Source organism: Streptomyces sp. ITFR-16 (genome assembly GCF_031844705.1).
In the GTDB taxonomy this organism is placed as follows: Bacteria; Actinomycetota; Actinomycetes; order Streptomycetales; family Streptomycetaceae; genus Streptomyces.
Genome location: NZ_CP134609.1, coordinates 5,836,530 through 5,849,187 on the forward strand (window position 1 = coordinate 5,836,530; position 12,658 = coordinate 5,849,187).

The 12,658-nt window shown below is 71.7% G+C and carries 11 protein-coding genes; 4 read left to right on the plus strand and 7 right to left on the minus strand.

Going from position 1 to position 12,658, the window contains the following annotated elements:
• Positions 1-4 precede the first annotated feature (4 nt).
• From RLT58_RS25830 to panB, 3 genes are all read right to left on the minus strand, one after another.
• Positions 5-862 carry an ABC transporter permease gene (locus tag RLT58_RS25830; RefSeq protein ID WP_311312747.1) on the minus strand — a complete coding sequence of 286 codons (858 nt, stop codon included), beginning with the start codon at positions 860-862 and terminating at the stop codon, positions 5-7.
• Positions 859-1,878, minus strand: a complete 1,020-nt coding sequence (locus RLT58_RS25835) for an efflux ABC transporter ATPase subunit, DrrA-related (protein WP_311312748.1) — start codon at positions 1,876-1,878, stop codon at positions 859-861. The genes RLT58_RS25830 and RLT58_RS25835 overlap by 4 nt, the downstream gene beginning before the upstream one ends.
• Before the next feature lie 155 nt (positions 1,879-2,033).
• A complete protein-coding gene (panB, locus tag RLT58_RS25840) occupies positions 2,034-2,921 on the minus strand; it encodes a 3-methyl-2-oxobutanoate hydroxymethyltransferase (RefSeq protein ID WP_311312749.1) in 888 nt (295 codons plus the stop codon).
• Positions 2,922-3,115: 194 nt separating this feature from the next.
• On the opposite strand from panB, the gene RLT58_RS25845 reads away from it, so the two are divergent.
• The 4 genes from RLT58_RS25845 to RLT58_RS25860 all read left to right on the plus strand — a co-directional run bounded on the left by RLT58_RS25845 (position 3,116) and on the right by RLT58_RS25860 (position 8,133).
• A complete protein-coding gene (locus tag RLT58_RS25845; protein WP_311312750.1) occupies positions 3,116-4,720 on the plus strand; it encodes an MFS transporter in 1,605 nt (534 codons plus the stop codon).
• 81 nt (positions 4,721-4,801) lie between these two features.
• Entirely contained in the window at positions 4,802-5,542 is a 741-nt protein-coding gene (locus tag RLT58_RS25850; RefSeq protein ID WP_311312751.1) for a TetR/AcrR family transcriptional regulator, read from the plus strand.
• Between the two features lie 191 nt (positions 5,543-5,733).
• A complete protein-coding gene (locus tag RLT58_RS25855) occupies positions 5,734-6,756 on the plus strand; it encodes an endonuclease/exonuclease/phosphatase family protein (protein WP_311312752.1) in 1,023 nt (340 codons plus the stop codon).
• Between the two features lie 150 nt (positions 6,757-6,906).
• On the plus strand, positions 6,907-8,133 hold the full coding sequence (locus tag RLT58_RS25860; RefSeq protein ID WP_311312753.1) for an MFS transporter: 1,227 nt from the start codon (positions 6,907-6,909) through the stop codon (positions 8,131-8,133).
• A 77-nt stretch (positions 8,134-8,210) separates the two neighbouring features.
• On the opposite strand, the gene RLT58_RS25865 is transcribed toward RLT58_RS25860, so the two are convergent.
• The 4 genes from RLT58_RS25865 to RLT58_RS25880 all read right to left on the minus strand — a co-directional run bounded on the left by RLT58_RS25865 (position 8,211) and on the right by RLT58_RS25880 (position 12,619).
• Positions 8,211-9,965 (minus strand): NAD+ synthase, encoded by a 1,755-nt coding sequence (locus RLT58_RS25865; RefSeq protein WP_311312754.1) that lies wholly within the window; start codon positions 9,963-9,965, stop codon positions 8,211-8,213.
• 79 nt (positions 9,966-10,044) lie between these two features.
• Positions 10,045-11,613, minus strand: a complete 1,569-nt coding sequence (locus tag RLT58_RS25870) for a multicopper oxidase family protein (RefSeq protein ID WP_311312755.1) — start codon at positions 11,611-11,613, stop codon at positions 10,045-10,047.
• 73 nt (positions 11,614-11,686) lie between these two features.
• Positions 11,687-12,088 (minus strand): DUF6153 family protein, encoded by a 402-nt coding sequence (locus RLT58_RS25875; RefSeq protein ID WP_311312756.1) that lies wholly within the window; start codon positions 12,086-12,088, stop codon positions 11,687-11,689.
• A gap of 96 nt (positions 12,089-12,184) precedes the next feature.
• Complete coding sequence (locus RLT58_RS25880) at positions 12,185-12,619, minus strand: CBS domain-containing protein (protein ID WP_311312757.1); 435 nt, start codon at positions 12,617-12,619, stop codon at positions 12,185-12,187.
• Positions 12,620-12,658: the final 39 nt, after the last annotated feature.

Below are 12,658 nucleotides of genomic sequence, written 5' to 3' on the forward strand. Positions count from 1 at the left end.
AAGGTCAGGACTTCTTGCGGAACTTGGCCACCGCGAGCGGGGCCATGACCGCCGTGATCACCACGGTCCAGCCGAGCGTCACCCAGACCGAGTGGGCGAGCGGGCCGCCCATCATCAGGGCACGCGCGGCGTCGGCCAGGTTCGACAGCGGGTTGTAGTCGGTGAACGTCTGGAGCCAGCCCGGCATGGTCTTGGTCGGGGCGAAGATCGAGGAACCGAACTGGAGCGGCATCAGCACGAGCATCCCCATCCCCTGGACCGCCTGGGCCGTCTTCATGGTCAGTCCGAGCAGGATGAAGATCCACATGATGGCGGCACCGAAGGCGGCCGACAGGGCGATCGCCCCGATCAGCCCGAGCACCGACTCCTGGAGCTCCACGCCGAGGGCGAAGCCCATGGCCAGCAGGATGAGCGTGGCGACCATCATGCGTCCGAGCTCGACCACGATCTTCGCGATGAGCACCGAGGACCGGGCGATGGGCATGGTCCGGAACCGGTCCATGATGCCCTTGCGGAAGTCGTCGTTGACCCCGCTGCCGACGGCCATGGCGATGTTCATGCCCATCATCGCCATCAGACCGGGGATCAGGTAGTTCAGGTACTCCTGCCGGCCGCCGCCCATGCTGCCGCCGACCGAGCCGCCGAAGACGTACACGAACAGCAGCGTGAAGATGATCGGCATCAGGAGTGCGTCGAACATCGACTCCGGATCCTTCTTGATCTGGAGCAGGTTGCGCCGCACCAGCGCCCCGATGTGGCGCAGGTTGTTCCGCAGCCCGATCCGGCCCTCGTCATGGACCTGGGCGGCCGGGGCGGACGGCGCGGTGCCGGTGGGGGCGGGTGTCAGAGTCGTCGTGCTCATGCCGCGACCTCCTGGGGAATCGTGTCGGTGACGGTGGCCTTGTCGCCGGTGATGGCGAGGAAGACCTCGTCCAGGCTGGGCAGTGCGGTGGCGACGTGCGCCAGCGAGAAGCCCCGGGTGCCGAGCAGGCCGATGACGGCCGTGAGCTGGTCGTCGCTGAGGATGGGTACGTAGAGCAGGCCCTCGTCGGGGACGGCCTGCGCGCCCGCGACGCCGTCGAGACCGGCCTCCCGCAGCGCCTGGGCCATCGCGGCCAGTTCGGCCGGGTCCGAGGGGCGGATCTGCAGGGTGCGGCCGCCGACCTTGGCCTTCAGCTCGTCGACACCGCCGCGGGCGATGATCTTGCCCTTGTCGATGACGGTCAGCTCGTTGGCCAGCTGTTCGGCCTCTTCCATGTACTGGGTGGTGAGCAGCACGGTCGCCCCCTCCGCGACCATGCGCTGCACCTCGTCCCAGACCTCGTTGCGCGTACGGGGGTCGAGCCCCGTGGTCGGCTCGTCCAGATACAGGACGGCCGGGCTGCCGATCATGGAGGCGGCCAGGTCGAGGCGGCGCCGCATTCCGCCGGAGTACTCCATCGCGGCCCTCTTCGCCGCGTCGGTGAGCGAGAAGCGCTCCAGCAGCTCGTCGGCCCGCGCCCGCGCCTTCTTGCGGGGGAGGTCGAGCAGCCGCCCGATCATGTAGAGGTTCTCCCAGCCGGAGAGCTTCTCGTCGACCGAGGCGTACTGCCCGGTCAGGCCGATGGTGCGGCGCAGCGCGCGGGGCTGCTTCACCACGTCGAAGCCCGCCACGACCGCGTGTCCGGCGTCGGGCTGGATGAGGGTGGACAGCACCCGTACGAGCGTGGTCTTGCCGGCGCCGTTGGGGCCGAGCACACCGAGCACGGTGCCCTCGCGGACATCGAGGTCCACGCCGTCCAGGGCCTTGGTCTCGCCGTAGTGCTTGACCAGTCCCCGCACCTCTACGGCGTTCCCGCCGGTCCTGCCGTTTCCGGGGGTCTTGTCGATTCGCGTCATGCCCCCTATCAGAGCAGTCGCCACCGACAGTCCGCCTACAGCGGGCCGACAGCCTGCCTACAGCCGCCGACAACGGCCGACAGCCCGCCGATGGGGGAAGTCGGCGGGCTGTCGTTGGTGCCGCTGTGGTCAACGGGGGCAAGGCCCCTGCGGCATCAGTGGAAGGTGTGCTCCGGGGCCGGGAAGGTGCCGCCGACGACCTCGTCCGCGTACGCCTTCGCGGCGTCACCGAGGATCTGGCGCAGGTCGGCGTACTGCTTGGTGAAGCGCGGGACCTTGCCGCCGGTCAGCCCGACCATGTCGGTGTAGACCAGCACCTGCGCGTCGGTGTCCGGACCCGCGCCGATGCCGACGGTCGGGATGTGCAGGGTGCGGGTGACCTCGGCGGCCAGCTCGGCCGGTACGAGCTCCAGGACGACGGCGAACGCGCCCGCGTCCTGCACGGCCTTGGCGTCGCGCAGCATCTGCTGGGCGGCCTCCTCGCCGCGGCCCTGCACCCGGTAGCCCATCGCGTTGACGGACTGCGGGGTCAGGCCGATGTGGGCCATCACCGGGATGCCGGCGTCGACCAGCAGCTTGATCTGCTCGTGGCTGCGCTCGCCGCCTTCCAGCTTGACCGCCCCGACCCCGGACTCCTTGATCAGCCGGGTGGCGTTGCGCAGGGCCTGGACGGGGCTCTCCTGGTAGGCCCCGAAGGGCAGGTCGGCGACGATCAGGGCGCGCCTGGTGCCCCGGACGACGGCGGCGGAGAGGATGGCGATCTCGTCCATCGTGACGGGCACGGTGGTCTCGTAGCCGAGGTGACAGTTGCCCATGGAGTCGCCGACGAGCATGACCGGGATGCCGGCCTCGTCGAAGACGGACGCGGTCATCGCGTCGTAGGCGGTGAGCATGGGCCACTTCTCGCCGCGCTCGGTGGCGGCGGCGATGTCGTGAACGGTGACCCGGCGGTTGCTCTTGCCCCCGTACAGCGCCTTGCTGCTGTCGGAGGGAGGTCCCGCGGGGGAGGGGGTGGACTGGTTGTGCGCAGCCTGAAGCGACATGGCCAACGGCTCCTTCGTCATCTCGAGGCGCCCTGACGGCGTCCCCGGATCGCTTCCATGGTGGCATCCCGGAGCCGCTCGCGGGAAGTGGGCCCGCACACGGAGCCCGGTGGGCCTCCCGATGGCCGCACGGCACGGTAAAGACTTTCCAATACGAGACGGTCTCGTATCGAAACGGCGTTAGGCTGCTGTCCATGTCCATACCGTCCGGCGCTCCCGCCGTCGTGTCCCGAGTCCCGGAGGCGGTCCACCGCCGCCGCTGGGCGATCCTCGGCGTTCTCATGTTCAGCCTGCTCATCGTGGTGCTGGACAACTCCATCCTGAACGTCGCCGTCAAGACGATCGCCTCCCCCTCGCCCACCGGGCTGGGGGCCACCCAGAGCGAGCTGGAGTGGGCGATCAACTCCTACACGCTCGTCTTCGCCGGACTGCTCTTCACCGCAGGCCTCCTCGGCGACCGCCTCGGCCGCAAGAAGGTGCTGCTCTTCGGCATCGTCCTGTTCGGCATCGGCTCCGCCCTCGCCGCCATGTCCGGCTCGCCCGGCGAGCTGATCACCTGGCGCGCCCTGATGGGCTTCGGCGCCGCCTTCGTGATGCCGGCCACGCTCGCCGTCCTGATGAACGTCTTCGAGCGCGAGGAGCAGCCCAAGGCGATCGGCATCTGGGCCGGCAGCGTCGGCCTCGGCATCGCGATCGGCCCCATCACCGGCGGGCTGCTCCTGGAGCACTTCTGGTGGGGCTCGATCTTCCTGGTCAACGTGCCCGTCGTGATCGTGGCCCTGGTCGCCATGGTGGTGCTCGTGCCGGACTCGAAGGACCCGAAGCCCGGCCGGCTCGACCCGGTCGGCGTGATCCTGTCCATCATCGGCCTGGTGCTGCTGGTCTACGGCATCATCCGCGGCGGTGAGCTGGCCGACTTCACCGCCGGCTCCGTGCTCCTCCCGGTCATCGGCGGACTCGCCGTCCTGGTGGTGTTCGTCCTTCACGAGAAGCGCAGCAGCAGCCCGGCCATCGACATCTCGTACTTCCGCAAGCCCGCGTTCTCCGCGGCCGTCGCCGCCATCGCGCTGGTCTTCTTCGCGCTGATGGGCGTGACCTTCTTCTCCGCCTTCTACATGCAGAGCGTGCGCGGCTGGAGCGCGCTCCAGTCCGGTCTGCTGATCCTGCCCCTGGCCGTCGCGCAGATGCTCTTCGCACCCCGCGCCCGGCTGGTCGTCGACCGCTTCGGCGCCCGCGCCGTGTGCACCGTCGGCATGCTGATGGTCGCGGTCGGCCTGGCGGCCTTCACGCTGTTCGACGCCTCGACCCCGGTCTGGCTGATGTGCCTGGTCTTCTTCGTCCAGGGCACCGGCATGGCGCATGTGATGCCGCCGGTCACCGTGGCCGTGATGCAGGCGCTGCCGCGCGAGAAGGCCGGCTCGGGCTCGGCCGTCAACAACACGTTCCGGCAGGTCGGCGGCGCCCTCGGGATCGCCGTCCTCGGCTCGGTGCTGTCCACCGTCTACCGGGGCGACATCGAGGGCCACCTCGGCGCACTGCCGGCCGGGGCCCGGGACGCGGCGGGCGAGTCCATCGAGGCGACCCTCGGCGTCGCCGAGAAGATGGGCCCGGCGGGCACCCCGCTGGTCGCCGCCGCGCACGACGCCTTCATGAGCGCCATGCACGTCACGGCCCTCGGCTCCGCGCTCGTCGCCCTGCTCGGCGCGATCGTGGTCGCCCTGTTCCTGCCGGGCCGCACACCCGCCCCGCAGGCACCCGCACGCGACGAGGAGACGGTGCCCGCGGGCGCCGAACGGTGACACCGGCGGCCCCGGCCGGCCGGTGTCGGCCGGGCGCCGCCCGCGTCGGCGAGAATCGGGGGCGGCGAAAGGTGGTTTCACGTGCAGGCTCAGGCACCGGACCAGGACGAACGGGTCCCGGGCGAACGGGACGGGCAGTCCGGCGACGACCGGCCCCGGCAGGCGGACGACAGCCCCGGCCGGCGGACCGGCGACGAGCCGGAGCCCCGTCGTGGCCGCCCGCGCAGCGCCGCCGCCGAGCGGGCCATCCTGGACGCCGTCATCGAACTGCTGGAGGCCGGTGAACCCCTCGCCGGCCTCTCCATCGAGCGGATCGCCCGCACCGCCGGGGTCGGCAAGGCCACCATCTACCGGCGCTGGGCCGACAAGGAGGAGCTCTTCGTCGACGTCCTGCGCGACATCGAGCCGCCGGAACCCGAGGTGTCGGGCACCGGCGGCCTCGACGACCTGCGGGTCCTGCTGGAGTCGATGCGCACCGGGGGTCTCGCCCGGCGCTCCTCGGTCTTCCTGCACAACGTCTTCGCGCAGATGAAGAGCCACCCCAAGCTCTGGTCCGAGTACCAGTGCACCGTGATCGCCCCCCGCCGCCTCGCCATGGTCGCCGCCGTCCGGCGGGCCGTCGAGCTGGGCGAACTGCGGGGGGACACGGATCTGGACCTGATGGACGACCTGTTCCTCGGCCCCATGCTCGTACGCACGGTCCACCGGCCGGACGCGCCGCTGCCCGACGATCTCGCCGACCGGATCATCGCCCTGGTGACCGAGGGCCTCGGCCCCCGGCCCGCAGGCACCGGACCGGGAAGCGCCGCAGACCCGGGCTGACGCGCCCGGGCCGGTACGAGTGTGATCGTTCTGTCACAAGCCCCCGCGTATCCACCCCGGCCGGAACCCTCGGCGCCGCTTCCTTCGTCCTCGTGGCAGTACGGCCGTCGTCGACGGCCGGAATGGCATCGCACATCGCCTAGGGTCGTAGGGCGCGGCGATGTGTACGGCAAGGCAGTGAGGACAGCGCGATGGTGCAGGCGTACAGGACGGACGCGGAGAACGGCGGCGTGGGACCGCAGCGCTCCGGATCCCGCTTCCGGGACCTGCGCGACAGATGGACCCGGGACCCGGGCATCTGGCGGCGCGGCATCGTCCTGGCCTGCTGCTCCGTCCTGCTGACGCTGGTGATGGTCTTCCATGCCCAGATCCCGAACACCATCGGCAACCTGGGCAGCCTCACCGAGACGTTCCTGCCCTGGATCGCCGTCTTCGTCCCGCTGCTGCTGGTCCTGGCCCTGGTGCGCCGCTCGGCGACCGCGCTGATCGCCCTGCTGCTGCCGGTCGTGTTCTGGTTCAACCTGTTCGGCGGGCTGCTCACCGACAAGTCCGGCGGCGGCGGCGATCTCACCGTCGCCACCCACAACGTCAACGCGGACAACCCGGACCCCGCCGGCACCGCCCAGCAGGTCGCGGGCTCCGGCGCGGACGTCATCGCCCTCCAGGAGCTGCCCGCCGGCCAGGTGGCGGCGTACGAGTCGGCGCTCGCCGCGCGCTTCCCGTACCACTCCGTGCAGGGGACCGTCGGTGTGTGGAGCAAGTACCGGCTCAGCGACACCCGGCCGGTGGACATCAAGATGGGCTGGGTCCGGGCCATGCGGACCACCGTCGCCACCCCCGAGGGTCCGCTCGCCGTCTATGTGGCACACCTGCCCTCGGTCCGGGTCAAGCTGCACGCCGGGTTCACCGCCAACCAGCGCGACCAGAGCGCGGACGCCCTCGGCGAGGCCATCTCCCACGAGCGGCTGGAGCGGGTCGCGCTGCTCGGCGACCTCAACGGCACCATGAACGACCGCTCGCTCAACGCGGTCACCTCCCAGATGCGCTCCACCCAGGGCGCGGCCGGTGACGGCTTCGGCTTCAGCTGGCCCGCGTCGTTCCCGATGGCGCGGATCGACCAGATCATGGTGAAGGGCGTCGAGCCGATGTCCTCGTGGACGCTCCCGGCCACGGACAGCGACCATCTTCCGATCGCCGCCCGCGTCAAGCTCTGACGCAACGGGCCGTTTACCTCCGGGCATAAAACGTCTGAGAGAATTTGTTCCGATCGGGAACAAGGTAGCCGGTGAGAAGACCGGTCCCTCGTCGTGCGCGCTTGTCTCCGCGCACGCCCTTGCCCCCTCCCTGCGGAAAGGTCTCTCTTCATGCCCCTGGCCCTGCTCGCGTTGGCTGTGAGCGCCTTCGGCATCGGCACCACCGAGTTCGTGATGATGGGCCTGCTGCCCAATGTCGCGGACGACCTGGGCACCTCCGTCCCCACCGCCGGGTATCTGGTGTCGGCCTACGCGATCGGCGTGGTGCTCGGCGCGCCCCTGCTCACCTCCGTCGGCTCCCGGATCCCGCGCAAGCGGATGCTCCTGCTGCTGATGGCGCTCTTCACCGTCGGCAACCTCGCCTCCGCGCTCGCCCCCGGCTTCGGCTGGCTGGTCGCGGGGCGGCTGCTGGCCGGGCTGCCGCACGGCGCGTTCTTCGGCGTCGGCGCGGTCGTCGCCGCCCGGCTCGTCCCCGAGGGGCGCCGGGCCCGGGCCGTGGCCACGATGTTCCTCGGCCTGACCGTTGCCAACATCGTCGGCGTGCCCGCCGCCACCCTGCTCGGCCAGCACCTCGGCTGGCGGGCCACCTTCCTGGTGGTCGCGGTCATCGGCCTCTGTGCGATGGCCGCGCTCGCCCGGCTGATCCCGCAGATCCCGGTCGAGGCCCACCAGAACGTCCGCCACGAGCTGCGCGCCCTCGGCAACCGGCAGGTGCTGCTCGGCCTGCTCACCGCCGTCTTCGGCTTCGCCGGGGTCTTCGCCGTGTACTCCTACCTCTCGGCGATGACCACCGAGGCGATGGGCTTCGGCGAGTCCTCCGTGACGCCGGTGCTGGCGCTCTTCGGCATCGGCATGACCCTGGGCGCCCTCGCCGCGGGCCCGCTCACGGACCGGGCGCTGCGCCCGACGCTGTACGGATCACTGGGCGCGCTCGCCGTGGTCCTGGTCGTCTTCCCGTTCGCCGCGCATGTGCGGTGGGCCGCGCTGGTGATGGTGGTGCTGCTGGGCGGGGTCGGCTTCATGACCACCACCCCGCTCCAGATGCTCGTCATGAACAAGGCCAAGGACGCCCCGACCCTGGCGTCCGCCTCCAACCACTCCGCGTTCAACCTGGCCAACGCGGGCGGCGCGTGGCTCGGCGGCGTGGCCATCGCGGCCGGCTGGGGCTGGACCTCCCCGGCCCTGGTCGGCGCGGCCCTGGCCCTGGCGGGCCTGGCGATCGCGGTGACGGCGGGCACGCTGGACCGTGAGAGGGGAACCTCAAAGGTGGTGGCCGGCCAGAATTCAGCCCGTCCGGCGTTCGAGGACAAGACCTCGGCCGGATCGGGCCGCAACTGACGGACAACCCAGCCCGTCCGGCGTCCGGGGACAACCCCCGGCCCCGGACGGGCTCGCGTTTCGGAGACCCGCCGGCGTCAGCCGGCCTCCCGCCACCGGTTCGTGATCGGCAGCCGCCGGTCCTTCCCGAATCCCTTCGGCGAGATCTTCGTCCCCGGCGGATACTGCCGCCGCTTGTACTCCGCGGTGTCCACCATCCGCAGCGTCTTCGCCACCAGCGCCTCGTCGAACCCGGCCGCCACGATCGCGTCGAGGCCCTGGTCCCGGTCCACGTACAGCTCCAGGATCCGGTCCAGCACGTCGTAGTCCGGCAGCGAGTCCGTGTCGACCTGGCCCGGCCGCAGCTCGGCGCTCGGCGGCTTGGTGATCGAGGCCTCCGGGATCGGCGGGGTCTGCCCGCGCTCCTCGGCGGCCCGGTTGCGCCACTTCGCCAGCCGGAAGACCCACGTCTTGTACACGTCCTTGATCGGCCCGTACGCGCCGACCGCGTCCCCGTACAGCGTGGAGTACCCGACCGCCAGCTCGGACTTGTTGCCGGGCGCCAGGACGATGTGGCCCTCCTGGTTGGACAGCGCCATCAGCAGCGTGCCGCGCAGCCGCGCCTGGAGGTTCTCCTCGGCCAGCCCGGTCAGCTCCAGCGACCCCATGTACGCGTCGAACATCGGCTCGATCGGCACGGTCCGGAAGTTCAGCCCGGTACGCCGTGCCATCTCGGCCGCGTCGCCCTTGGAGTGCTCCGAGGAGTACTTCGACGGCATCGAGACCGCGTACACGTTCCGCGCCCCCAGCGCATCGCAGGCGATGGCCGCGCAGAGCGCCGAGTCGATTCCGCCGGAGAGCCCCAGCAGCACACTGCTGAAACCGTTCTTCGCGGCGTACGCACGCAGCCCGACGACCAGCGCGGAGTAGACCTCCTCGTCGTCGTCGAGCCGCTCCGCGTAGCCGCCGGCCAGCTCCGCCTCGTAGGGCGGGAGGGGCTTCTCGGAGAGGACCACGTGGTCGATCCGCAGACCGTCGTTTACCACACCCGACGGGGTCTCGGCGGGGGCGGCCGGCAGGTCCAGGTCGAGGATGACGCTGCCCTCGGCGAACTGGGGCGCGCGGGCGATGACCTCGCCGTGCCGGTCGACGACGATCGAGTCGCCGTCGAAGACCAGCTCGTCCTGGCCGCCGATCATCGCCAGATAGGCGGTCGTGCAGTCCGCCTCCCGGGCCCGCCTGCGGACCAGTTCGAGGCGGGTGTCGTCCTTGTCCCGCTCGTAGGGCGAGGCGTTGACGGAGAGCAGCAGTCCGGCCCCGGCGGCGCGCGCGGCCGGCACCCGGCCGCCGTCCTGCCAGAGGTCCTCGCAGATCGCGAGCGCCACATCGATGCCGTGCACCCGCACCACCGGCATCGAGTCGCCCGGCACGAAGTACCGGAACTCGTCGAAGACGCCGTAGTTGGGCAGGTGGTGCTTGGCGAAGTTCAGCGCGACCGCGCCCCGGTGCAGCACCGCGGCCGCGTTGCGCGGGGACCCGGCCGGCTGGCCGTAGCGCGCGGCGGCGGACTCGGAGCGGTCGAGGTAGCCGACGACGACCGGCAGCTCCCCGAAGCCCTCCTCGTCGAGCCGGACGGCGAGCGCGCGCAGCGCGGCCCGCGAGGCCTCGACGAAGGACGACCGCAGGGCCAGGTCCTCGACGGGGTAGCCGGTCAGCACCATCTCCGGGAACGCCACCAGATGGGCGCCCTGTTCGGCGGAGTGCCGGGTCCAGTGGACGATCGCCTCGGCGTTGCCGGCGAGGTCACCGACGGTCGAGTCGATCTGATTCAGTGCGAGGCGTAGTTGAGGCACGCCGCCCACTCTAATCGTCTGACTGACGCGATGTCCCGGCGAGCCGCGTAAAAAGAGCGCGCGGCCCGCCGGGAACGGTTCAGCTGCGGTAGCCGACGACTGTCATCATGCCCGCCTCCGCGTGGTACAGGTTGTGGCAGTGCAGCATCCACAGCCCCGGGTTGTCGGCGTCGAAGTCCACCGTCAGCGACTGCCGGGGCAGCACGATCGCGGTGTCCTTGCGGGCCCCGGCGGCGCCCCCGGCCAGCGCGAAGGTGTGCCCGTGCAGATGGACCGGGTGCCACATCGCGGTCGGGTTCCGGAACTCCATCCGGACCCGCTCCCCGGCCTGCACCGGATGGCGCTGGTCGGCGGTGTACGGCTTGCCGTCGAAGGCCCAGTCGTACGCCTCCATCGACCCCGTCAGCCGGATCCGCACCGTCCGGTCGGGCTCCCCGGCCGCCAGCGCGACGGACGCGTCCGGAGCCAGCCGGTCGGCGGTCACCAGCTCGCCGTCCAGCTCCTTCGGCCGTGCGGAGGCCTTGGGCGCCGTGCCGCCCCCGGTGCGCAGCAGGGCCATCGTGGCGGCGTCCTTGCCCTCGGCCAGCGCGGTCAGGGGGAACACCCCGTCGCCTGCGGTGACCAGCACGTCGTAGCGCTCGCCCATCCCGAGCAGCAGGGCGTCGGTCCCGGTGTGCCGGACCGGGAAGCCGTCGGTGTGCGTGACGGTCATCCGGTGGCCGCCGAGCGCGATCCGGAAGGCGGTGTCGCCGCCCGCGTTGATGATCCGCAGCCGGATACGGTCCCCGGGCGCGGCCGTGAAGACGGAAGGATCGTCGCCGGTACGCCCGTTCACCAGGTAGTACGGGTAGGCCACGTCCCCGGCGTCCCCGCCCAGCAGCTCGCTGGTGGCGCCCATCAGCATGCGCGAGGGGCCACCGGCGGCCGACGGTGTCGCGGGCATGGCGTGCCCGCTGTGGCCGCCGTTGCCGCCGGTCAGTTCGTCGAGCACCGCGTCGGGGGTGGAGCCGTCCACCCCGTCGAGCCAGTCGTCCAGGACGACGACCCACTCCTTGTCGTACGACAGGGGCTCCCTCGGGTCGTCGACGATCAGCGGCGCGTAGAGCCCCCGGTCCAGCTGGACGCCCGAGTGCGGGTGGAACCAGTAGGTGCCGGGGTCCGGCACGGTGAACCGGTACGTGAAGTCGGCGCCCGGTTCGACGGCCCGCTGGGTCAGGCCGGGCACGCCGTCCATGTCGTTGCGCAGGGCGAGCCCGTGCCAGTGCATCGAGGTCGACTGCGGGAGGTGGTTGGCGAGGGTGAGGGCGAGCGTGTCCCCGGCGGTGACCCGCACCTCCTTGCCGGGCAGCCGGTCCCCGTACGCCCAGGAGCTGACGGTACGGCCGCCGCCGAGGTCGAGCCGGGTGGCGGTCGCGGTGAGGGAGACCTTGCGCTCGGGGCCGGTGCCCCGGCGCCGTTCGGCGGCGACGACCTCCGGTCCTGCGGGGTCGACATAGCCCTCGGGGGGCGTGGTGCCGGCGGGCGCCCCGTGGTTCATGGCGGAGTGGTCCGACGCGGTGCCGCGCCCGGCGCAGGCGGCGAGGGCTCCGGTACCGGCGAGGGCGAGCGAGGCGCCGAGAACGGCGCGGCGGGTGGGCTGAGCGGACATGACTGAGTGCACCTCATGGTGTGGGTGGTCGGTGTGAGCGCGGTGCTCAGGGCGGACGGGGGCGCGGTTGCGCCTATATCCGCAGGACCGACAGACCGATGAGGGCGGCCTTGCGGGGCCGGGGCGGGGGCACGCGTACGGCTGGGGCCGCGCCGGCTCCCGGCAGGGGGCCGACGGCCCGGCGCGTCGCCGGGACCAGCAGCAGCACGGTGAGCAGGGCGAGACCCCAGACGCCCAGCACGGCGAGACAGACGGCCAGGGGGTCCATGCCGTGCGGGGGCGCGGCGGGGTGGTGGGGTGCGGCGGCCCCGGCCGCCGGGTCCGACGGCATCTGCGGGGCCGATGCCACCGTGCCGCTGTGCTCCGGTGCGTGGTCGGCGGCCGGGTGCCCGACCGTGTGCATGGTGAAGATCCCGAAGAGCAGCGCGGCGAACAGCAGCAGCCGCCCGTACCTCGCACTCCTGGTCCCCGACATGGCGGCCACCCTACCCCCACCGGGTATACGAACGGCGGCGGCCCGCCGCCCCGCGCGCGGCGGGGGAGCGGGCCGTCGGGCCGTACGCCGTGCCGGTCAGCCCTGCGAGCTGCGGGAGTAGACCTTCTCCGCCCAGCCGGCGATCTGGTCCTCGGAGAGGTGCTGGGCGAGATCGGCCTCGCTGATCATGCCGATCAGTACCTTGTTCTCGACGACCGGCAGCCGGCGGATCTGGTGGGTCTGCATCTCCTCCAGCACCGCGTCCACGCCCGCGTCCGCCTCGATCCAGCGCGGCGTGCCCTGCGCGAGGTCGCCCGCGGTGACCTTGGACGGGTCCCGGCCCATCGCCACACAGCCGACCACGATGTCGCGGTCCGTGAGAATGCCGATCATCCGGTCCTGCCCGCCGTTGGCGGAGATGGGCAGCGCGCCGACGTTGTGCTCGCGCATCAGCTGGGCGGCGCGGTCGAGCGTCTCGTGCGCCGGGATCCAGGTGGCGCCGGAATGCATGATGTCCTTGGCGGTGGTCATGGGGGATTCCTCCTGCGTGCCGAAGGGCACTGCTGTACG